Here is a 20734-nt window from a genome sequence, read left to right on the forward strand (position 1 = left end):
ATACAGGGCTGGCGGGATTTTCTCGAACGTGCGTTCTGTGGAAAACCCTGTGGTTGCGAGGAGGGGAAGAATTTCTTATAATGGAACCACTTGCAGCACGAAAAATCAAAGGAGGGACATCCATGTCCAAATTGCGCATTGCCATTACGGCTGATACTTATTCCCATGCCTCCGATGTGACCAACCATGTGAAGGCTCCCTTTGCTCCCCGGGGGTTGGTGGAGGTCATTGCCAAACTGGGAGCCATCCCGGTGATCCTGCCCGATGTGCAGGGCGTAAAAGGGGAGGATTATGTGGATCTGTTTGATGGACTGATCATCCCCGGCGGCCCGGATGTGGACCCTACTCTGTTTGGGGAGGAACCCCGGTGGAAGGTGGGGGGCGCCAACTACAAGCGGGATGTGTTCGAACTGGAACTGTTCAAGGCCTTTTATGAGGCAGGCAAACCCATTTTTGGCATTTGCCGGGGCTGCCAGCTGATTAACATCGCCCTGGGCGGCAATGTGTACCAGGACCTTCAGAGCGAAAATCCCCAGTGCACCATCCGCCATTCTCAGGGAGCGGACGGCCGGTATCCCACCCATCATGTGACCCTGACCCCGGGCAGCAGTCTGTATGGTACCCTGGGTGCGTCAGCTTATGTGAATTCCCGGCACCACCAGGCCATCCGCAGAATCGCCGAGGCACTGGAAGTGACGGCCGTAGCGCCGGACGGGGTGCAGGAAAGCGTGGAGAGCCATGATCATGAGCAGGTGGTGGCCGTCCAGTGGCATCCGGAAAATATGTGGCAGGAACATCCGGAAATGGAAAAACTGTTCGCCGACTTTTTGAAACGGGTACAGAAATTCCGCAAAAATAAATAAAAAAGGGGTGTGAAAATGTTTTTTCACACCCCGTCACTGGTGACTGGCTGATGTCGGTAAAAATATAGGGAGCTGTGAAGGATGGATTCACAGCTCCCTTTTCAGTATATTGAAGGCTTACAGTTTACGGCTTGTTTCCTGTTTTTCCTGGTCGACGGTGACGTTGTAGAGTTCGCCCTGGCACAGGTACTGGCCATTGGCTTCGGCAAGCTTTCTGATACACAGCCGGAAATACTGGCTTCCGTATCCATAGATCATGGAACTTTTCCTGGACGAGGCCGTGGACTGGTCCAGGAATGCACGGACTTTGTCCCATTGGGGGAAATTGGCCGCGTGGAGCTGCCGGGTTTCGGTCATCGACTTCCAGATTCCCATGGACTGGAGGGATTTTTCGTGGGCCTCATTGACATACAGCAGGGTTATGGATTCACCGTTGTACGTGAATAGGGAAATGGGGATATCCGTCAGCACATTGACCAGTCCGGCCTTATCGAACAGAGGAGTTTCCAGAGGGTTTTCCGTCAGGATTCCCCTGCTTTGCAGATGGCAGAGCAGGGCTTCATAGGGCAGGGGCTTGCTGTAGTAATAGCCCTGGATCTTTTCACAGTTGATTTTCTTCAGAAAGGCCACCTGTTCTTCAGTCTCTACTCCTTCGGCCAGGGTGTGGATGCCCAGTGTCTTGGCCATGAGCACGATGGAGGTGATGATCTTCTTGCCTTTTTCATTCAGGTCCTGCCAGAATCCCCTGTCGATCTTCAGTTCATCGAAATGGTAACTGTGGAGGATGTTCAAAGAGGAGTAGGCACTGCCGAAATCGTCCAGCCACAGCTGGTAATTGACCTGATGGAATTTTTCCAGGATTTTCCGGAACGCATAGGAGTCGTGGATCAGGGCGCTTTCGGTGATCTCGATGCAGAGAGACTTCCGCTGGAGCTGGTATTTCCGGATGGTTTCCTCCACCAGTTGATAGGGATCGGACAGGATGAAATCCAGCCGGGAAAAATTGCAGGAAATGGGAATCAGGGGCTGGTGTTTCAGTTGCCGTTCCTGAAGGCGGCGGCCGGCCTGATCCAGGACATAAGCATCCAGTTTATGGATGAGCCGGCTCTCCTCCAGGATGGGGATGAAACTGTCAGGGGGAATCATCCCCTTTTCCGGATCGATCCATCGGGCCAGGGCCTCCAGGCCGCAGAGCCTGCCGGAGAGGGTGCGGACTACGGGCTGGAAGTATGCCTGGATCTGGCCTCCATCCAGGGCTTTTTGGAAGTTTTCCAGCACAAAGGAGCGGAGCTGCTGTTTTTTTGCCAGCTCGGTGGAATAAAAGGCATAGGAACTGCTGGCATCTTTTTTGACGGAATTGCAGGCCATCTGGGCCATGTCGAAGGCATGGAATATATCCTGGATGGCTTGGCCTTTCCGGGGATGGTAGATACCGGCCTTCAGGGTGATGTTGGGGTTGTCGATGGCCCGGTCCACAGTCTGGATGACCTGGGTCAGGGTGGAAAGCAGATTGCCGGAAGGGGCCAGCAGGGCAAAACTGTCCCCGCTGATTTGCGCCATGAGCTGATTGGGGTAGAAAGCCTGCAGGGTGCGGGCTACGAAACGCAGCAGCCGGTCTCCGGCAGGAATGCCGTGGGTTACGTTATAGATATTGAAATTGGTGATGTTCAGATAGACGGGAGTAAAGTCGGACTGGGAACTGCCGGCACAGCGCAGGACGGCTTTGTTCCTGGCCTCCTGGTAGAAGGCATGGAGCCCCATCAGGCCGGTGACAGGATTCTGCTTCATGGCAGAGTGATCCTGCAGGCTGCTGGTCAGGGAGAGGACCCATATCATCCCTACCTGCGGAAAGGCAATTTTCCGCAGGGAACCTTCCAGACGGCGGGAAAGGTTTTTTGCTGTGCGGATACGGAACGAGATGTACTGAGAGCCGTGGGGGCGGGCCAGCCAGGTCAGGGGTTTGTAATCCACTGGGTCCACCAGGGGCTGGAACCGGCCGTTGGCCAGTTTCTGGAGATCTTCCATATGGGCGCACTGGAAGATTTCCAGCAGGGTCCGGTTGGCGAACAGGAGGGTTTCCTCTTTATCGTCCCGGATGAGGCAGATACCTTCCGGAAGAGCATCGTAAAACGTATGGAATTGCTGCAGAATCTCTTTTTGCTTCAAGGTGGCCCCCTTCTTCCGTCAAGTTCCCAAATCTCTCCAAATATACAAAAAATATACAAATATATGAAACAGCAGAATAAATATATTCTTATTATATCAGATTAAAACAAAAACAAAAACAAAAACAAAAACAAAAACAAAAACAAAAACAAAAACAAAAACAAAAACAAAAACAACAGGGACTATACAAGGGTTGTTTTAAAGTTGTTTGGGAAGAAGAACTTTACAGAGAAAAGAAAATCTGGTATAATACACTTTATCTGATGCGGGCATAGTTCATTGGTAGAATGAAAGCTTCCCAAGCTTTAGAGGTGGGTTCGATTCCCATTGCCCGCTCCACATAAGAAGAGCAGGACTGCGAAGGCAGTCCTTTTTTGTTGCCTATTTTGTCCCTTTTTATGGTATAATTATTCTTTATAAAAATAATATTGTTTATTCTGGTTTGAATTGGGAGGAAAACATGGCGGAATACAACTTACTGCAGAAAAAAATCCTGGCTGACGGCACCATCAAAAGCGGCGATGTGCTGAAGGTGGACAGCTTTTTGAACCACCAGATTGATGTGCCTTTCATCAGCAAGCTGGGTAAGGAATTCTATGAACTGTTCAAGGATCGGCCCATCAACAAGATCCTGACCATCGAGGCATCCGGAATCGGCATCGCCTGCCTGACAGCCGTTCATTTCCGGGTTCCTGTGCTGTTTGCCAAGAAGAGCGCCGGCAGCAACATGGACAAAGAAGTGTACAGCACCGAGATTAAATCCTTCACCCATAACAAGGTGAACCATGTCATCGTTTCCAAGAAGTACCTGAATGCCGGCGACCACGTGCTGATCATCGATGACTTCCTGGCCAACGGCTGCGCCGTAGAAGGCCTGACTGACCTGGTGCACCAGGCCGGCGCCGAAGTAGAAGGCGTGGGGATCGCCATTGAAAAAGGTTTCCAGGGCGGCGGAGATGCCCTGCGGAAAAAAGGCTATGACGTAAAGAGCCTGGCCATTATCGAAAAGATGGATGCTGCCACCGGCACCATCGTATTCCGCTAAGGGAGGTATCATGGAAGAACAAGCCAAACAGGAGCCGCAGCAGGCGACCCTTACGGATTCCATCTACCAGTTCGACGGACAGATCAGCCTGAAGAAAGCCGTTCCCTTCGGCCTGCAGCATGTACTGGCCATGTTTGTGGCCAACATCGCTCCCATCCTGATCGTCACCGGGGCAGTGAAGATGCCTACCGAACAGGCTGCCGCCCTGATCCAGGCGGCCATGATCATGGCCGGGATAGGGTCCTTGTTCCAGATGTTCCCGGTGGGGCATCTGGGCAGCCGGCTGCCCATCATTATGGGCATCAGCTTCACTTTCGTTTCTACGTTCTGCGTCATCGGGGCCAAATATGGCTACAGTGCCATTCTGGGGGCTGCCCTGGTGGGCGGCTGCCTGGAAGGATGCCTGGGGCTTGTTGCCCGCTGGTGGCGCCGGTTCATCCCGCCCATCGTTTCTGCCAGCGTGGTGACTTCCATCGGGTTCTCCCTGCTGGGCATCGGGGCCAATTCCTTCGGGGGCGGGGTCGGCAATCCCCATTTCGGAGAGGCTCCCTTCATGATCGTGGGTACCGTGACTCTGCTGTCCTGCCTGATTTTCAATATCAAGGCCAAAGGCTTTTACAAACAGCTGTCCGTACTGTTCGGGCTGGTTGTAGGGTACATCACTGCTTTCTTCTTCGGTATGGTGGACCTGAGCAAACTGGGTTCTGCCGGGCTGTTTTCTTTGCCCATGCCCATGCCCTACACCCTGGAATTCCATCCGGATGCCATTTTTTCCGTGTTCCTGATCTTCCTGGTGTCCGCTACCGAAACCCTGGGGGATACGTCGGCCCTGACGGTAATGGGCTTTGGCCGGAATGCTACCGATAAGGAAATCGAAGGGTCCATCTGCGTGGACGGGTTCATCAGTGCCCTGTCTTCCCTGTTTGGGTGTCTGCCCATTACCTCCTTCAGCCAGAATGTGGGGCTGATCGCCATGACCCATGTGGTGAACCGGAAGGCTGTAGCCAGCGGGGCGGCAATCATGATCCTTGCCGGCCTGTTCCCAGTGCTGGGGGTGATCCTGGCGTCCCTGCCGGATGCCGTGCTGGGGGGCTGTACCCTGATGATGTTCGGGTCCATCGTGGTCAGCGGCGTGCGCATGCTGGGCAATTGCGGCTACAGCCAGCGGAATATGACCATTGCGGCTCTGAGCCTGTCCATCGGCATCGGGTTTACCCAGAATCCGGCCATTTTCAAGATCTTCCCGGATCTAATGAAGAGCGTGTTCGCCGAGAACTGTGTAGCTGTGGTATTCGTGGTGGCTGTGCTGCTGAACTTCATTCTTCCTGATCATTTAGAGATGAAATAAAAACCGGGTGTGAAAAAATACATTTTCACACCTGGCTTTTTCATACATACAAATAATCATTCAGCACCGGCTGCAGGCCTTCACTGGCCATGTCGCCGGTCATTTTTTTCAGGCTGCGGCTGTCCTGGATCTCGAACTGTTCATCGCCTGCGCCTTCTTCCGTCTTGCCGGTGTACTTGCTTTCGTGATCCCCGATACCAGTGGATACCCCGGCGGAGATCTTGGTGGCACAGATTTTCACGATGCCGTTGCGGAAGGCGGCACTTTCCCGGCTGGATACGGTGATCCCCGCATAGGGCAGGAACAGCCGGTAGGCACACAGAATCTGGCACAGCTGCCGTTCACCCACGTCCTGGGGATTGATGGATTCATTGTTGATGATGGGACGTAGCCGCGGGCAGGACAGGCTCATTTCCGCCCAGGGGTACTTCCGCTGCAGGTAGTATACGTGGAGGGCTGTGGCCAGGGCATCCTTCCGGAAGTCGGACAGTCCCAGGAGCGCCGAGAATCCCACGCCACGCATGCCGCCCCGCAGAGCCCGTTCCTGGCTGTCGAACCGGTAGGGCCATACCCGTTTGTGGCCCAGAAGGTGAAGCGTCTCGTACTTCTTCAGGTCGTAGGTCTCCTGGAATACGGTCACGTAGTCTGCGCCGCATTCGTGACAGTACCTGTATTCATCGGTGTTCATGGGATATACTTCCAGTCCCACGTTCCGGAAGTATTTGCTGGCCAGTTTACAGGCCTGCCCGATGTACTCCACGCTGCTTTTGGCCTTGCTTTCGCCGGTCAGCAGCAGGATCTCTTCCATACCGCTGTCGGCGATGACCTTCATTTCGTGCTCCATCTGTCTGCCGGTGAGCTGCAGCCGATGGATGTTGTTGTAGCAGTTGAAGCCGCAGTAGATACAGTAGTTTTCGCAGTAGTTGGCCAAATAGAGCGGGGTGAACAGATACACCGTGTTGCCGAAATGACGGCTGGTGATGTTGTGGGCCTTTTCTGCCATCCGTTCCAGGAAGGGGGCTGCAGCCGGGGACAGCAGGGCCTTCAGGTCCTCGATATCCGCCTGGTCGTGCTCCAGGGCCCGCTGTACATCCAGGGCCGTGTAGGCACCGGGGTCATAGGCTTTCATCTGGGAGATGACTTTTTCCCGCACGTCAGAATGGAGTACTTCCATACCGGGCATATATTCCATGGGATCCTTCCGGCAGGAGGGATCCTGTTCCAACTGGTGTTTCCGTTTCAGGGCTTCTGGAGTGAGCTGGGAACCGTCCACCAGGAAATGGTTTTCTTCTTCCATGGTTCAGCCCTCCTTCCGCAGGAATCCGGTAAGAGGATCGGAAGCGGAACCGCCCCTGTTCAGTACCCGTCCCAGACCGGAACGGCAGGCCAGCCGGCCGGCTTCGATGGCTTCCCGGAAGGCCCGGGCCATAAGGGGCAGATTTCCGGCCGTGGCCAGGGCAGTGTTGGCCATGATGGCCGCCGCCCCCATCTCCATGGCCGCACAGGCCTGGGAGGGTTTGCCGATGCCGGCATCTACGATGACCGGTACGTCCAGTTCCCGGATCAGGATCTGGATGAATTCACCGGCCACCAGACCCTTGTTGGATCCGATGGGGGCGGCCAGGGGCATGACGGCGGCGGCACCGGCGTCTGCCAGCTGGCGGGCGGCGGTCAGGTCCGGGAACATATAGGGCAGCACGGTGAACCCTTCTTTGGCCAGGATTTCCGTGGCCTTGATGGTTTCCTGGTTGTCAGGGAACAGATATCGGCTGTCCTTCATGATTTCGATCTTCACGAAATCTCCACAGCCCAGTTCTCGGGCCAGATGGGCGATACGGACGGCCTCGTCGGCAGTACGGGCTCCGGAGGTGTTGGGCACCAGGGTCACGTTTTTGGGGATATAATTCAGGATGTTGTCCTGTTTTTCCGTGTTGGTCCGCCGGACGGCTACCGTAATCAGTTCAGCCCCGGCTTCTTCTACGGCGGCTTTGATCAGGGGCAGGGAGTATTTCCCGGAGCCCAGGATGAACCGGGAGTGGAAGGCCTTTCCACCCAGTACCAATGGATCTTCATTTTTATCAGTCATGATGTTCTTCTCCTGTGATTTCCTGTTTGTTTTTTCCTGCCAAAAGCTGCAGGACGACCAGGGCTTCCTGGGCGGCGCAGATGCCTACCCGTGCCCCATACAACCCGTCCCCGGCTTCGATACCCGTCTTTCCATCCCCACAGAGATAGAAAAAAGACGAAATAGAACGTATCTCCATTGAATTGCCGGAAGCAAGTCCGGCCATACCGGAAGCAGCTACCAGGGGAACTGAGGGGCTGGTTTCCCTGGCACCGTTTACCAGCAGGGCCTTGGCCGCCGGTGCATCAAAAGCTTCCACGATGACATCCACCCCTTTCAGCAGGGTGGGCAGATTGTTTTCCGTTACTTTTTCCTTATGGAGCTCCAGCTCCGTGTAGGGGGAGATCTGCCGGAGGTTCTGAGCCAGAGCATCTGCCTTGTACTTTCCCAGCTGGTCCTGGAAGTAGAACTGTCGATTCAGGTTGGTGGGCTCCAGTTTGTCGAAATCCACCAGCCGCAGATACCCTACGCCGGCCCGGGTCAGCAGTTCGGCCACCCGGCTGCCCAGGCCGCCCAGTCCGCAGATGACCACCCGGCCCCGGGCGAACTGCTGCTGACGGGTCCTGCCGTGGCGGCTCACCAGGGCTTCGTTCCATTCTTTCTGGGAGAGCATGTCAGCCACCTCCCACGAAGGAGACGATTTCCAGCCGGTCCGCATCCGTGAGCACGGTGGTCTCATACTGGCTCCTGGGCAGGATGGCTTCGTTCCGTTCCACGGCTACATTGCCCAGGGGTACTTCGCGTTCCCGGAGCAGCTGGGCTACGGTGCGGCCGGCTGCCGGTTCTTCTTTTCCATTGACGATCATAGCGGCACCTCTTTCGGTTTTGGGATACAAAAAAGAGAAGCCACCTGAAACGGGTAACTTCTCTCGAGTTTCCAAATGTGCCTGCATCCCTACGTTGGCATTATCCAAATCAGGTTTACGGGTCGAAGGGCCTACCTTCCTCTCAGCCTGTGCGGCAACTGCCTGCAAGCTCCCCTGCCGTGCAGCCGAATGATCAACTGCGGGCTTCTCTATTCTGTTCGTTTTCCATTATAGGCATGTCCTTTTGTTTTTGCAACAGGGATTTTTGGCTGGCTGATTTCTCCACGAGAGAGTGAAAATTTTACAAAAAACAATAAAACAACCATAATGCAACCATCGTTTTATTCTAAAACAACCGTATACAACCAGGAAAATCACCGGAAAAGGCAAGGGTTTTTCTGGAACTGGGTCCTTCATATGATATAATATTTTCTATAGAACTCTTAAGACAAGGAGACGCAAAGATCCATGAAAAAAATACTTTTTCTGACCACGGGCGGGACCATTGCCTGCACGGTGAGCGATGACGGACTGGAACCCACTCTGAAGGGGGCCGATATCCTGAAGGCCGTACCGGAGCTCCATACCCTGGGGGACATTACCGTCAAGGACCTGGCCCTTCTGGACAGCAGCAACCTGGAACCGGCCAACTGGAGCGCCTGGGCCCGTTTGATCGGGGATAATTACAGCGACTATGATGCCTTTGTCCTGACCCATGGGACGGATACCATGGCCTATACCTCCAGTGCGCTGAGCTATATGCTGATCAATCTGGGGAAACCGGTGGTACTTACCGGGGCGCAGGTGCCTCTCAGCATGACCAACAGCGATGCCCGGAGCAACCTGGAACTGGCTTTTTCCGTAGCAGCCAGCGGTCTGCCCGGCGTGTTCGTGGCTTTCGGCAATAAAGTGATCAAGGGGGACTGTGCCAGGAAAATCTTTACCCGCAACCCCAATGCTTTTGAAAGCGTCAACGAATCGCCGGTGCTGTATTTCGGCAAGGGCGGCGTAAAGAAGAATCTGCCCAGCCGGGAAAATGTGGGCGGCTTCCGGGTGGAAGAGAAGCTGGAACCCATGGTCATGGTCATCACCATGACTCCGGGGCTGAAGCCGGATATCATCGATTATGCTGTCCAGCGCGGTTATAAGGGCCTGGTGCTGGAATGCTACGGTGCCGGCGGCGTGAATACGGACCGGCTGAACATCCTGCCGGCCATCCGGCGGGCCATCAAGGCGGGAGTCCGGGTGGTCTGCGTCAGCCAGTGCCTGTTTGACGGAGTGGATCTGTCCCTGTATCCCATGGGGATCCTGGCCGCCCAGGCTGGGGTGGAATCCGGCGGCCCCATGACCCTGGAGGCAGCTGTGACGAAACTCATGTGGACCCTGGCCAACGAGCCTCAGCCGGAGAAAGAGTCCAAGTAAAGGAGTGAATGACCCCATGGGCACGGACTATAAACAACTGGTGAATCAGTTTTTTAATGCCTGGCAGCGGGAAAAGAACCAGAAGATCAAGATCTGCCTGTTTGGCCAGCCGGGAGCGGGGAAAAGCTCTCTGATCAACGAACTGGCAGGGCAGCGGGTGGCTCATGTGAGCCAGGCCACGGATACCACCCGGCAGGCCCAGATCGTGGAATGTCCGGATGTGATCTATGTGGATTTGCCCGGGTATGATACCAGTCAGTTTCCGGAAAATGCCTTTTTCAGCACTTTCAATCCCCTGCAGTATGACCTGTTCCTGTGCGTGTTCGCCGGTAAGCTGCATCAGGCGGATGTGGACTTCTTCGGGAAGATTGCCCGCACCGGCCGGGTATGTCTGTTTGTACGGAATAAGGTTGACGGGATGTACGATCCTTCCTGCAGCCGGGAGGAGCTGGAACGGAAAATCGTTGCCGATGTCCACAGCCTGGTGGGTCCCCGGGAAAAGGTGGTGTTCACCAGCTGCCGCCGGAATCAGCCGGCGACGAAACGGGGTATCCCGGAACTGGAACAGGCCATGGGGGTCCTGCTGCCGGACGCCCAGCGCAGTCGGTTCTTCCGGCACGCCAAGGCCTATACGGAAGAGGCCTTGCAGCTGAAACGGCAGGCGGCGGAAAAATCCCTGAAACGGTTCCTGGTGCTGGCGGCGGCCAATGGGCTGAATCCGGTGATTGGCATGGATGCGGCTATCGACAACCAGATCCTGAAAAGCCTGTACAGGGCGATCCGGGAAGCCTTTGGTGTCAGCGAAAAAGAAGTGCTGCCTGCCGGGCCGGCTTCCCAGGTGGTGAAGAAACTGGCGGAAGGAGTCACTGGAGAACGGGTGACCAAGGGACTGACCTATCTGCTGAGACAGCGGGCTACCGGCAGGGCAGCCAGACTGATCCCTGTGGTTGGCGGTGCGGTCGTCATGGGCTTTAACGCCGGCAGCCTGTACTTTTTGGGAGAGAAATACATCGACCAGTGTTATGATTATGCCCTGGAGCGGCTCCAGGCAGAGATCCAGATGGGGGAAGCATGACCAGAGACGGAAAAGCCATTCAAGAACAATTGAACAAACTGGATGAGGAGAACGTGACCATCGTGCTGTTCGGCCAGCCCGGATCCGGAAAATCCAGCCTGATCAATGCCATCTGCGGCCGGGATGCGGCACCGGTGGGGGTGGAGACGGATACCACCCGGGAACCGCTCCTGGTGGAGCATGGGGATGCTACTTTTATAGATTTGCCGGGTTATGGGACAAAATCCTTTCCGTGGAATGAGTTTATAAAAAAATTCCATATTTTCCAATATGACATGTTCCTGTGCGTATTCTCTGACAAGCTCCATGAAGGGGATACAGAACTGTTTAAACTTTTGACGGCAAAAGGCAAACCCTGTATCTTCGTCCGGAACAAGACGGATCTGATCTATGAAGAAGACAGGAGCCTGGCGGAGAGCGAGGACACCATCCGGCAGGATGTGGCGAAACAGCTGGGCCGGGAGGATTTTGAGCTGGTGTTCGTGTGTTCCCGGAAGGATTGTCCCTCCGGGCTGGATGCCCTGAATGATGCCATTATTCGGAAGATGCCGGAAGCCCGCCGGGAAAAATACATCCTGACGGCAGAAGCACGGACAAAGGAGCAGCTGGACGCCAAACGGCAGGCGGCCCGGAGCTATGTGCGCCGCAGCTGCACTTACGCAGCCTACAACGGGGTGAATCCCCTTATCGGGGTGGATGCGGCAGTGGACCTTCTGATCCTGTACCAGATGTACGGGTGTATCCGGGAGTCTTTTGGCATTACGCCGGAAGTCATCCACAGCAGCCGGAAGGTGTCCCTGAAGGATAAGGCTCTGGTGCTGGGGGGGATGAGCAAAGAAGGAATCAAGGTGATTATCAAGACCCTGGGCCGGCGGTTCGCTGCCAGAAGCTTTTTAAAGGCAGTGCCGGTGGTGGGCCAGGCCGCTTCTGCCTTGCTGGGGTATCAGCTGGTACGTCAGTCCGGACTGCAGTACATCGATGCCTGCTATGACCTGGCCCGGGAGCGGCTGCTGGAAGAGCTGGATGCCAAGCGGAAGTAATCATACAACCTGTGTCCAGCAAAGGTTGTACAACAGTTGCTTTATAGCAGTGGGCTTACCGGGCGGGATCCCTTCGGGACCCTTGGTAAGCCCCTACGGGGCAATATGGATTCATATCGAGAATGACAATTTGAGCCATGGCAATCATCTGAATGTACGTCGGTATGGTTTGGACATATGCTGATGGTTTGAACATGCGGTGATATGGATTTGGATATACGCTGCTATGATTTGGACATATGCCAATGGTTCAAATGTATACCGATCATTTGAACGTACGATGTAATATGCCGTAGGGGCGCACCAAGATTTTTGCCGAAGGCAAAATATCGCCCGGTGCGCCCGCCTACTGATCAAGGAGGGGACTTGCATGGATCATCTGGAATCTTACAAAAAAGAACTGGAACAGCTGAATGCCTGCATCTGGGAGTATGCGGAACTGAAATTCAATGAGGTCCGCTCGGCGAAAGCTATGACGGATCTGCTGGAAGCACATGGCTTCAGGGTACACAGAGGCGTGGCCCATATGCCCACCGCCTATATGGCGGAATATGGCAGCGGCAAACCGGTGATTGCTATCCTGGGAGAATATGATGCCCTGTCCGGGCTCAGCCAGGTGTCCGGCATCACAGAGGAAAAACCCCGGGAAGGGAATCCCAACGGCCACGGCTGCGGCCACTGCCTGCTGGGTACGGCGGCGGTGGGTGCAGGTCTACTGCTGAAAGATTACCTGGAAGCCCACCCGGGTCAGGGAACCGTGAGGGTTTACGGCTGCCCGGCAGAAGAGGGGGGCAGCGGCAAGACCTACATGGCCCGGGAAGGGCTGTTCGATGACGTGGATGCAGCCCTCACCTGGCATCCGGGTACCCAGAACGAAGTGATGGTGGGCAGCAACCAGGCCAATATCCAGGCGTCTTTCAGCTTCAAAGGAAGGGCCTCCCATGCGGCTGCGGCTCCCCAGAACGGGCGCAGCGCTCTGGACGCGGTGGAACTCATGGATGTGGGAGTGAACTACATGCGGGAACATATGGCGGACTACGAACGGGTCCACTATGCCGTCCTGGATGCTGGCGGAGTTTCACCCAACGTTGTACAACCTCATGCGGAAGTGCTGTATCTGGTCCGTTCCAAGACCAACGAGGAAACGAAACGGCTGTATGACCGGGTAGTGAACATCGCCCGGGGTGCCGCCCTTATGACGGAAACGGAGCTCAGCATCCGCTTCGACAAGGCTGTGTCCAACCTGGTGCCCAACAAGGTATTGGGACAGGTGCTGTATGATGCCATGACGGCCGTAGGGGCACCCGAGCGTACGGATGAAGAAAAGGCCTTTCTGAAGAAGTTCCAGGATCAGGTGGGACCGGAACGGGTGCGGAAGGATCCTGGTATGGCTCCCTTCCCCGATCCGGAACTGCGGGAGGAACTGATCGAAAAAGATCCCAGCGGGGCATATATTTTGCCCTATCGGCCCACCAGCGCCACGATGATGGGGTCCTCGGACACTGGGGACGTGAGCTATGTGACGCCTCTGGCCCAGTTTGCTGGGGCCTGTTTTGCCATCGGCACATCGGCCCATTCCTGGCAGTGGGTCTCTCAGGATAAGGGAAGTGTGGCCCTGAAGGGCTGCTATTTTGCGGCGGAAGTGCTGGCCAGGGGGGCAGAGACCCTCTTTGAACAGCCGGAAGTGGTGAAGGCCGCCCGGGCCGAGCTGGAAAAACGGCTGGGCGGGAAGAAATACGAATGTCCGATCCCGCCGGATGTGATGCCGAGGGGGTATAATAAATAGTCCGGATACACAGCGAATGTACGATTTAATTCCGTAGGGACTCACTAAGATCGGCGCAGCCGTGTCGCCCGGTAAGCCCGTCCCTGGCCGCCCGTGAGGGCCGACGATGAACGACGAATTATGAATGATAAGGAGTTGAATGAAAATGTTCCGTCCCATGCGACGTTTCAAACAGGCCTTTTCGGAAGAAGAATGCCGAAAGGTGCTGCAGGAGGAAAAAAGGGGCACCCTGGCTCTTGCCGGGGATGATGGCTATCCTTATGCTGTCCCCCTCAATTATTATTACGATCCGGAAACCGGCCATCTCTATTTCCACGGTGCCGGCGAGGGCCACAAAATCGATGCCCTGAAGCGGTGCGAAAAGGCCTGCTTCAATGTCCATGACACCGGGGTGAAGCTGGACGGGGACTGGGCCTATACGGTGCGTTCCGTGACCATCTTCGGCCGGCTCCGCATCCTGGAAGACAAGGAAAAAGCCCTGCAGCTGCTGCGGAAGATCGGATTGAAATACTATCCCACCGTGGAATCGGTGGATGAGGTCATGGCCCGCTCTGCCAGCCGGGTGACCATGCTGGAACTGGTACCGGAACATATGACCGGGAAACGGGTCCACGAAAAATAAGGCTTTTCGCCGGTTTTCTATGCAAAGTTATTGACACGCTTCCGTTTTGCTCTTATAATGATATGAGCTGTCAAACGATTTACTTATTTATAGATCTTGACGTATCTTTGGAGGCAAGGGAGGGTTAAGGATTATGAAGAGAACTTTTCAACCGAATAACAATCGGAGAAAAAAGACTCATGGCTTCAGAGAAAGAATGAAGACTCTGGGTGGACAACAAGTCTTAAAGAGAAGACGTGCAAAAGGCAGAAAGAGATTGTCTGCATAAAGAATAAGATAGGCCGCTCTTCGCGGCCTATTTTACTACAAGGCAGGTGCAGAGCTTTGGAACAGAACGTTCCCGGAAAATATACGTATACCCAGGCCAACCGGGTGAAGGCCCATGAACGGTTCCAGAAGATCTACGAAAAAGGCCGGTCCTACGTGGATAAATACGGAGTCTTTTATGTACTTCCTTCGGACAACGGGCAGAACCAGTTGGGTACGGCCGTGGGCAAACGGCTGGGACATGCTGTGCTGCGCAACCAGGTGAAACGCCGGATGCGGGAGGTGTTCCGCAGGGAACAGACCCGTCTGAACCGGAAGGTATCCATCGTGTGGGTTGCCCGCCAACGCCTGGCCCGCGCTCCTTATGGAGTCTATGAAGAAGTGTTCCAGCGGCTGGCAAAGAAGGCCGGGCTGCTGTAAAAGGAAAGTTTTACCGGAGAGGCCTATGAAAACGATTGCCATTGCCCTGATCCGTTTCTATCAGGTGTGGATTTCTCCCTGTTTTCCGCCCCGGTGCAGGTTCTATCCGACCTGCTCCCAATATGCGCTGGAAGCAGTCCAGAAATACGGTTTTCTCAAGGGATCCTATCTGGCCGTGAAGAGAATACTAAAATGTCATCCCTTCCACAAGGGTGGGTATGATCCTGTGCCGTAAGGAGCAGGAAGAAAAGGAGTCGAACTTTGGAAATTTTAAGCTCGTTTGTCCAACAGGTCGTAGGCCATATCTATGAACTGACCCGGCTGGTCGGGGAACCCAGCTACGGGCTGGCCATCATCATCATGACCATTCTGATCAAACTGATCCTTGCCCCGCTGACGGCCAAGCAGGTCGCTTCCACCAAGGCCATGAGCCGGATCCAGCCCAAGATGAAAGAACTGCAGGCCCGGTACAAGGACGACAAGGTGACCCTGAACCAGAAAATGTCCGAACTGTACAAGCAGGAAGGGGTCAATCCCCTGGCCGGCTGTCTGCCGCTGCTGATCCAGATGCCCATCATGATCGGTATCTTTTACGGAATCCGGGATTTCAACTATGAAGGACCCAGCTCCTTCCTGTGGATGCAGAGCATCGCAGATCCGGATCCCTATTACATCCTGCCGGTTCTGTCGGCCCTGACCACACTCATCCAGTCCAAGCAGACCATGCCTCCTTCTGACAATCCCCAGGGGAAGATCATGCTGTACTTCATGCCGCTGTTCATCGGGTATATTTCCCTGAAATTCCCGGCTGGGCTGGTACTGTACTGGGTAGTTATGAACATCATGCAGATTGGTCAGCAGTTCCTGATGGATCGGCACAGCAAGGATAATCAGTAATTTACGCCGGCACATCCGGTGAAGGAGGCAGGAAGATGAACGTTGTAGAAAAAACGGGCAAAACCGTTGAGGACGCAGTCAAGGCCGCCCTTGCAGAGTTGGGCGTAAGCCGGGACGAAGTAGAGGTGGAAGTACTGGAATCTTCCAAGAGCTCGATCCTGGGCCTGTTCGGCGGACGGGACGCCAAGGTGCGGGTGACCGTAAAGGAAGCTCCGGCTCCGGAACCGGAAGCGGCTGCAGAAGAACCGGTGGCAGTACCGGCAAAGGAAATTGAGGAAGCGCCGGAAGCACCGGCGGTTCCGGAAAAGAAACCGGCAGAAGACCGGGCAGCCGATCTGGTAGCCACAGCGGCTGCTGCCAAGGAATTCCTGGAACAGATCTTCAGCGCCATGGGGATGGACCTGATCATCGAGAAATTCGTCAATCAGAAGGAAGACGAAGTGGTCTTGAAGATCCACGGTGAAGGAATCGGCGTGCTGATTGGCAAGCATGGCCAGACTCTGGATGCGCTCCAGTACCTGACCAGCCTGGCCGGGAACAAGGGACGCAAAACTTGGAACCGGGTCATCCTGGATGCGGAAAATTACCGGGAACGCCGGCGCCAGACGCTGGAACGGCTGGCAAAGAACCTGGCTGACCGGGTCAGACGGACGCATAAGAAAGCCATGCTGGAACCGATGAATCCTTACGAACGGAAGATCGTCCACATGAGCCTGCAGAACGATCCGGCGATCACCACCTACAGCGAAGGGGAGGAACCCTACCGCAAAGTGGTCATCGATTTGAAATGACATAGTACCAACGTAGCTCCGGACACCTTTGTTCGGAGCTCTTTTTTTGGAGGGAATTATGGAACTTCTTGAGGATACCATCAGTGCCATCGCCACTGCCCTGGGAGTGGGCTCCATCGGCGTGATCCGGCTCAGCGGGCCGGAGAGCCTTGCCATTACGGACCGACTGTTCACCGGGCGGGAGAAACCCGGCAAGGATAATGCCCGAAAACTCCTTTATGGCCATGTCCTGGATGGCAGGGGCCAGGTGGTGGATGAAGTATTGGCCGTGTACATGCCCGGCCCCCATTCCTATACCGGGGAGGATGTGTGCGAGATCCAGTGTCACGGAGGCCGCCAGGCATTGCAGGAGATCCTGGCCCTGACCTACAAGGCGGGAGCCCGTCCGGCAGAGCCTGGGGAATTTACGAAGCGGGCCTTTTTGAATGGCCGGCTGGATCTGGCGGAAGCGGAAAGTGTCATGGACATCATCAACGCCCGGAGCAAGCGGGCACTGGTGGCTGCCAACCGGGGGCACCAGGGAGGTCTTTCCCGCAGGGTGAAGGACCTGCGGAAAAAGCTGCGGGACCTGGTGGTGCAGCTGGAAGCTGTCATCGACTATCCGGAGGAGGATATCGAGGATGTGACCTATGATAAGGCCATCGCAGTGCTGACGGAAGGCCGGGACGCCGTGGAAAAACTGGTGCGCCAGGGCAGCACGGGCCGGATCCTGCGGGAAGGACTGCGCACAGCCATCGTAGGGCGGCCCAACGTGGGCAAATCCAGCCTGCTGAACAGCCTGCTCCAGGCAGACAGGGCCATTGTGTCAAACATCCCCGGCACCACCCGGGATGTGATCGAGGAGCAGATGACTATCAACGGGATCCCGCTGGTGCTCACCGATACGGCGGGCCTGCGGGATACGGAAGATTATGTGGAAAAAATCGGGGTGGAACGTTCCAAAGAGGCCCTGGAGGATGCCCAGCTGGCCCTGGTGGTGCTGGATGGTTCCCAGCCTTTGGGTGAGGAGGACAAGGTACTGCTGGAAAGCCTGAAGGATCGGTCCAAACTGATCCTGGTCAATAAGGCGGACCTGAGGGTGGCCCTGGATACAAAGGCTCTGGAGGACGCTTACGGAGAGAAAAATGTGATCGTCCTTTCTGTGAAGACTGGAGAGGGCATGGATCAGGTGGCCCGCTGGCTGCAGGAATTCGTGTACGGAGAAGGCAGTGACAGCGAAAGCGGCAGCATGACCCAGAATGCCCGGCAGCAGCGGCTGCTGGAAAAGGCGCTCCAAAGTGTGGGGGATGCCCTGAAGGGGGCCCGGGCCCACCTGCCATACGACTGCCTGACCATCGACCTGACGGAAGCGCTCCACGACCTGGGGGAAATCACCGGGGAAGACGTGCCGGATGAAATCATCGATGAAATCTTTGCCCAGTTCTGTGTGGGCAAATAAGTGTGGAGGAAAATACCATGATCGTAGTGGATCATTATGATGTCGTTGTTGTAGGGGCTGGCCATGCTGGCTGTGAAGCAGCCCTGGCGGCTGCCCGGCTGGGGCAGAAGACCCTTCTGGCCACCCTGTCCATGGACAATATTGCCCTGATGCCCTGTAACCCCTCCGTGGGCGGACCGGCCAAGGGCCATCTGGTACGGGAAATCGATGCCCTGGGCGGGCAGATGGGGATCGCGGCTGATGAGGCCTGCATCCAGATGCGGATGCTGAATACGGGTAAGGGCTATGCGGTGCAGGCCCTGCGGGCCCAGGCGGACAAACCCCTGTATCATACCATCATGAAAGAAGTGGTGGAGAACACGGACAACCTGGATGTGAAGCAGCTGATGATCGACAAGCTGCTGATCAAAAACGGCGCCGTCCAGGGCGTGGAAGCGGAAACCGGTGAAGTGTTCGAGGCGGACTGCGTGATTCTGTGTACGGGTACCTACCTGCGGGGCAAGATCCTGTACGGGGAAGTAGCTTATATGTCGGGACCCATCGGCCAGCGTTCGGCCATGAAGCTCACCGGGTCCCTGCAGGAAGCCGGTCTGCAGCTGATGCGGTTCAAGACCGGGACCCCTGCCCGGGTGGACGCCCGGACCTTGGATTACACCAAGATGGAACCCCAGTATGGGGACGAACGGGTGCGGAACTTCTCCTTCATGAGTCACATTACTACCCGGCTGCAGGTGCCCTGTTATCTGACTTACACCAATCCCCGCACCCACAAGATCATCCGGGACAATCTGGACCGGAGCTGCATGTTCAACGGAACCATCGAAGGGGTGGGGCCCCGGTACTGCCCCAGCATCGAATCCAAGATCATCCGGTTTGCCGACAAGAACCGGCACCAGCTGTTTTTGGAACCGGAAGGGCTGCGCACCAATGAAGTGTATGTCCAGGGCATGAGCTCTTCCCTGCCGGCAGAGATCCAGGTGGCGTTCATGCAGACCATTCCCGGCCTGGAACACTGCAAGATGATGCGGGCAGGCTATGCCATCGAATATGACTGTCTGGACCCTCTGCAGCTGAAGGCCAACCTGGAACACAAGCAGATCAGCGGTCTGTTCAGTGCGGGCCAGGCCAACGGCACCAGCGGGTACGAAGAAGCGGCGGCCCAGGGACTCATGGCCGGCATCAATGCGGCCCTGAAACTCCAGGGGAAGAAGCCACTGATCTTGAAGCGGAGCGATGCCTATATCGGCGTCCTGATCGACGACCTGGTGACCAAAGGCACCAGCGAACCCTACCGGATGATGACCAGCCGGGCGGAATACCGGCTGCTGCTGCGCCAGGACAACGCAGATCTCCGGCTGACCCAGAAGGGCCGGGATGTGGGCCTGGTGACCGACGCCCGGTACGAAGCCTTTACAAAGAAACGGGATATCATCGAACGGACCCTGTTCCATCTGTCCAAATTGAATCTGGCGCCCAATGAGGAGAACCAGCAGAAAATCGTAGCCATGGGATCCACACCTCTGCGCAGTTCCATCAATGTGCTGGAACTGCTGCGGCGTCCGGAAGTAACTTATGAGAAGCTGGCGGAAGCCTTCGACCTGGAGAAGCTGCCTGTGGATGCGGCGGAGCAGGTGGATGTGCAGGTGAAGTACCAGGGCTATATCGAAAAGCAGAAACAGGAAGTGGCACGGGCTTTGAAACTGGAGGACAAACTGCTGCCGGATGATCTGGATTATACCCAGCTCCACGAACTGTCTTCCGAAGCCATGGAAAAACTGAGCAAACAGCGGCCGGTGTCCATCGGCCAGGCCAGCCGGATTTCCGGGGTATCTCCGGCGGATATCAGCGTGCTGATGATCTATCTGGAAGCACGGCGGCGGAAGGAGGAACAGGCATGAGCTTTCGTGAGACGTTGGAGACGGCGGCACAACAGGCCGGCTATTCCCTGACAGGACAGCAGCTGGACCAGTTCGGCACTTATGCGGACCTGCTGCTGGAGACCAATAAAAGTCTGAACCTGACGGCCATCACTGACCCGGATGAAGTGGCAGTGAAACATATGGTGGATTCCCTGCTGGTGTATAACAAGGAGCGGTTCCACAACCACACCATCGTGGATGTGGGCACCGGGGCCGGGTTCCCCGGACTGCCTCTCAAGATTTACGATCCCGGCATGCGGGTGACCCTGATCGATTCCCTGCAGAAACGGCTGCACTTCCTGGAGCAGGTGGTGAAGAGCCTGGGGCTGGGGCAGGTACGGTGTACCCACGCCCGGGCAGAGGATGCGGGAAAGGACCCGGTTCTGCGGGAGAAGTTCGATGTAGCTGTGGCCCGTGCCGTAGCGGCCCTGCCGGTGCTGGCGGAATACTGCCTGCCCCTGGTGCGGGTGGGCGGTGTGTTCTATGCCATGAAGGGCAGCAGGTACCGGGAGGAAGTGGATGCGGCCCATCACGCTGTGGAAGTGCTGGGCGGAAAGATTACAGAAGTGCGGCCGGTGCAGCTGCCCGGACTGACGGATCACAGGGCCATCATCACGATAGAAAAAGTGCGTCCCACCCCCAGGCAGTATCCCCGGAAAGCCGGCGTAGCCAGCAAGAGACCGCTGTAAAAGACAGCAGGAGCT

General features: G+C 56.0%; 21 protein-coding genes, 1 tRNA gene and 1 riboswitch. Of the genes, 17 read left to right on the forward strand and 5 right to left on the reverse strand.

The window, feature by feature from the left end; all coding sequences use genetic code 11:
- Positions 1 to 122 precede the first annotated feature (122 nt).
- Positions 123 to 863 (forward strand): gamma-glutamyl-gamma-aminobutyrate hydrolase family protein, encoded by a 741-nt coding sequence (locus ACR0QW_RS00945; protein WP_432641852.1) that lies wholly within the window; start codon positions 123 to 125, stop codon positions 861 to 863.
- Between the two features lie 117 nt (positions 864 to 980).
- On the opposite strand, the gene ACR0QW_RS00950 is transcribed toward ACR0QW_RS00945, so the two are convergent.
- Positions 981 to 3029, reverse strand: coding sequence for an EAL domain-containing protein (locus ACR0QW_RS00950; RefSeq protein WP_432641853.1), 2049 nt, complete (start codon positions 3027 to 3029; stop codon positions 981 to 983).
- A 265-nt stretch (positions 3030 to 3294) separates the two neighbouring features.
- Here ACR0QW_RS00950 and ACR0QW_RS00955 point away from each other — a divergent pair.
- From ACR0QW_RS00955 to ACR0QW_RS00965, 3 genes are all read left to right on the forward strand, one after another.
- A tRNA-Gly gene (locus ACR0QW_RS00955) sits at positions 3295 to 3368 on the forward strand.
- 121 nt (positions 3369 to 3489) lie between these two features.
- Positions 3490 to 4074: a xanthine phosphoribosyltransferase gene (locus ACR0QW_RS00960; RefSeq protein WP_432641854.1), complete on the forward strand. Its 585-nt coding sequence runs from the start codon at positions 3490 to 3492 to the stop codon at positions 4072 to 4074.
- Between the two features lie 10 nt (positions 4075 to 4084).
- On the forward strand, positions 4085 to 5422 hold the full coding sequence (locus ACR0QW_RS00965; RefSeq protein WP_432641855.1) for a uracil-xanthine permease family protein: 1338 nt from the start codon (positions 4085 to 4087) through the stop codon (positions 5420 to 5422).
- A 40-nt stretch (positions 5423 to 5462) separates the two neighbouring features.
- On the opposite strand, the gene thiH is transcribed toward ACR0QW_RS00965, so the two are convergent.
- The 4 genes from thiH to thiS are packed head-to-tail and all read right to left on the reverse strand — an operon-like array spanning position 5463 to position 8353.
- Positions 5463 to 6719: a 2-iminoacetate synthase ThiH gene (gene thiH, locus ACR0QW_RS00970; protein WP_432641856.1), complete on the reverse strand. Its 1257-nt coding sequence runs from the start codon at positions 6717 to 6719 to the stop codon at positions 5463 to 5465.
- Positions 6720 to 6722: 3 nt separating this feature from the next.
- Positions 6723 to 7508: a thiazole synthase gene (locus tag ACR0QW_RS00975; RefSeq protein WP_432641857.1), complete on the reverse strand. Its 786-nt coding sequence runs from the start codon at positions 7506 to 7508 to the stop codon at positions 6723 to 6725.
- Positions 7501 to 8160 carry a sulfur carrier protein ThiS adenylyltransferase ThiF gene (gene thiF, locus ACR0QW_RS00980; RefSeq protein WP_432641858.1) on the reverse strand — a complete coding sequence of 220 codons (660 nt, stop codon included), beginning with the start codon at positions 8158 to 8160 and terminating at the stop codon, positions 7501 to 7503. The genes ACR0QW_RS00975 and thiF overlap by 8 nt, the downstream gene beginning before the upstream one ends.
- A gap of 1 nt (position 8161) precedes the next feature.
- Positions 8162 to 8353, reverse strand: coding sequence for a sulfur carrier protein ThiS (gene thiS / locus ACR0QW_RS00985; protein WP_432641859.1), 192 nt, complete (start codon positions 8351 to 8353; stop codon positions 8162 to 8164).
- Positions 8354 to 8422: 69 nt separating this feature from the next.
- A riboswitch (TPP riboswitch) is annotated at positions 8423 to 8538 on the reverse strand.
- A 283-nt stretch (positions 8539 to 8821) separates the two neighbouring features.
- On the opposite strand from thiS, the gene ACR0QW_RS00990 reads away from it, so the two are divergent.
- The 13 genes from ACR0QW_RS00990 to rsmG all read left to right on the forward strand — a co-directional run bounded on the left by ACR0QW_RS00990 (position 8822) and on the right by rsmG (position 20719).
- A complete protein-coding gene (locus tag ACR0QW_RS00990; protein WP_432641860.1) occupies positions 8822 to 9775 on the forward strand; it encodes an asparaginase in 954 nt (317 codons plus the stop codon).
- A gap of 16 nt (positions 9776 to 9791) precedes the next feature.
- Positions 9792 to 10850, forward strand: coding sequence for a GTPase (locus ACR0QW_RS00995; protein WP_432641861.1), 1059 nt, complete (start codon positions 9792 to 9794; stop codon positions 10848 to 10850).
- Complete coding sequence (locus ACR0QW_RS01000) at positions 10847 to 11890, forward strand: GTPase (protein WP_432641862.1); 1044 nt, start codon at positions 10847 to 10849, stop codon at positions 11888 to 11890. The genes ACR0QW_RS00995 and ACR0QW_RS01000 overlap by 4 nt, the downstream gene beginning before the upstream one ends.
- Positions 11891 to 12260: 370 nt before the next feature.
- On the forward strand, positions 12261 to 13676 hold the full coding sequence (locus ACR0QW_RS01005) for an amidohydrolase (RefSeq protein WP_432641863.1): 1416 nt from the start codon (positions 12261 to 12263) through the stop codon (positions 13674 to 13676).
- 145 nt (positions 13677 to 13821) lie between these two features.
- On the forward strand, positions 13822 to 14298 hold the full coding sequence (locus tag ACR0QW_RS01010; protein WP_432641864.1) for a pyridoxamine 5'-phosphate oxidase family protein: 477 nt from the start codon (positions 13822 to 13824) through the stop codon (positions 14296 to 14298).
- A gap of 133 nt (positions 14299 to 14431) precedes the next feature.
- On the forward strand, positions 14432 to 14566 hold the full coding sequence (rpmH, locus tag ACR0QW_RS01015) for a 50S ribosomal protein L34 (protein ID WP_076978282.1): 135 nt from the start codon (positions 14432 to 14434) through the stop codon (positions 14564 to 14566).
- Positions 14567 to 14622: 56 nt separating this feature from the next.
- The gene (gene rnpA / locus ACR0QW_RS01020) at positions 14623 to 14985 is read left to right on the forward strand and encodes a ribonuclease P protein component (protein WP_432641865.1); all 363 of its coding nucleotides are present in this window, start codon (positions 14623 to 14625) and stop codon (positions 14983 to 14985) included.
- A 25-nt stretch (positions 14986 to 15010) separates the two neighbouring features.
- A complete protein-coding gene (yidD, locus tag ACR0QW_RS01025) occupies positions 15011 to 15220 on the forward strand; it encodes a membrane protein insertion efficiency factor YidD (protein ID WP_071141718.1) in 210 nt (69 codons plus the stop codon).
- 26 nt (positions 15221 to 15246) lie between these two features.
- The gene (locus ACR0QW_RS01030) at positions 15247 to 15882 is read left to right on the forward strand and encodes a YidC/Oxa1 family membrane protein insertase (RefSeq protein ID WP_432641866.1); all 636 of its coding nucleotides are present in this window, start codon (positions 15247 to 15249) and stop codon (positions 15880 to 15882) included.
- 35 nt (positions 15883 to 15917) lie between these two features.
- A complete protein-coding gene (gene jag, locus ACR0QW_RS01035; RefSeq protein WP_432641867.1) occupies positions 15918 to 16673 on the forward strand; it encodes an RNA-binding cell elongation regulator Jag/EloR in 756 nt (251 codons plus the stop codon).
- A 58-nt stretch (positions 16674 to 16731) separates the two neighbouring features.
- Positions 16732 to 18111 carry a tRNA uridine-5-carboxymethylaminomethyl(34) synthesis GTPase MnmE gene (gene mnmE, locus ACR0QW_RS01040; protein ID WP_432641869.1) on the forward strand — a complete coding sequence of 460 codons (1380 nt, stop codon included), beginning with the start codon at positions 16732 to 16734 and terminating at the stop codon, positions 18109 to 18111.
- Between the two features lie 17 nt (positions 18112 to 18128).
- Positions 18129 to 20009, forward strand: coding sequence for a tRNA uridine-5-carboxymethylaminomethyl(34) synthesis enzyme MnmG (mnmG, locus tag ACR0QW_RS01045; protein WP_432641870.1), 1881 nt, complete (start codon positions 18129 to 18131; stop codon positions 20007 to 20009).
- Entirely contained in the window at positions 20006 to 20719 is a 714-nt protein-coding gene (gene rsmG / locus ACR0QW_RS01050) for a 16S rRNA (guanine(527)-N(7))-methyltransferase RsmG (protein WP_432641871.1), read from the forward strand. Before mnmG ends, rsmG begins: the two co-directional genes overlap by 4 nt.
- Positions 20720 to 20734: the final 15 nt, after the last annotated feature.

This window comes from Acidaminococcus sp., assembly GCF_050873445.1.
Classification (GTDB): domain Bacteria; phylum Bacillota; class Negativicutes; order Acidaminococcales; family Acidaminococcaceae; genus Acidaminococcus.

Coding starts and splice junctions, on each gene's coding strand:
- ACR0QW_RS00995 (WP_432641861.1), top strand. CDS start 9,792: ATGGGCACGGACTATAAACAACTGGTGAATCAGTTTTTTAATGCCTGG.
- ACR0QW_RS01000 (WP_432641862.1), top strand. CDS start 10,847: ATGACCAGAGACGGAAAAGCCATTCAAGAACAATTGAACAAACTGGAT.
- jag (WP_432641867.1), top strand. CDS start 15,918: ATGAACGTTGTAGAAAAAACGGGCAAAACCGTTGAGGACGCAGTCAAG.
- yidD (WP_071141718.1), top strand. CDS start 15,011: ATGAAAACGATTGCCATTGCCCTGATCCGTTTCTATCAGGTGTGGATT.
- ACR0QW_RS00960 (WP_432641854.1), top strand. CDS start 3,490: ATGGCGGAATACAACTTACTGCAGAAAAAAATCCTGGCTGACGGCACC.
- ACR0QW_RS01005 (WP_432641863.1), top strand. CDS start 12,261: ATGGATCATCTGGAATCTTACAAAAAAGAACTGGAACAGCTGAATGCC.
- ACR0QW_RS00990 (WP_432641860.1), top strand. CDS start 8,822: ATGAAAAAAATACTTTTTCTGACCACGGGCGGGACCATTGCCTGCACG.
- rpmH (WP_076978282.1), top strand. CDS start 14,432: ATGAAGAGAACTTTTCAACCGAATAACAATCGGAGAAAAAAGACTCAT.
- mnmE (WP_432641869.1), top strand. CDS start 16,732: ATGGAACTTCTTGAGGATACCATCAGTGCCATCGCCACTGCCCTGGGA.
- ACR0QW_RS00945 (WP_432641852.1), top strand. CDS start 123: ATGTCCAAATTGCGCATTGCCATTACGGCTGATACTTATTCCCATGCC.
- ACR0QW_RS00965 (WP_432641855.1), top strand. CDS start 4,085: ATGGAAGAACAAGCCAAACAGGAGCCGCAGCAGGCGACCCTTACGGAT.
- thiH (WP_432641856.1), bottom strand. CDS start 6,719: ATGGAAGAAGAAAACCATTTCCTGGTGGACGGTTCCCAGCTCACTCCA.
- thiF (WP_432641858.1), bottom strand. CDS start 8,160: ATGCTCTCCCAGAAAGAATGGAACGAAGCCCTGGTGAGCCGCCACGGC.
- rsmG (WP_432641871.1), top strand. CDS start 20,006: ATGAGCTTTCGTGAGACGTTGGAGACGGCGGCACAACAGGCCGGCTAT.
- ACR0QW_RS01010 (WP_432641864.1), top strand. CDS start 13,822: ATGTTCCGTCCCATGCGACGTTTCAAACAGGCCTTTTCGGAAGAAGAA.
- mnmG (WP_432641870.1), top strand. CDS start 18,129: ATGATCGTAGTGGATCATTATGATGTCGTTGTTGTAGGGGCTGGCCAT.
- ACR0QW_RS00975 (WP_432641857.1), bottom strand. CDS start 7,508: ATGACTGATAAAAATGAAGATCCATTGGTACTGGGTGGAAAGGCCTTC.
- thiS (WP_432641859.1), bottom strand. CDS start 8,353: ATGATCGTCAATGGAAAAGAAGAACCGGCAGCCGGCCGCACCGTAGCC.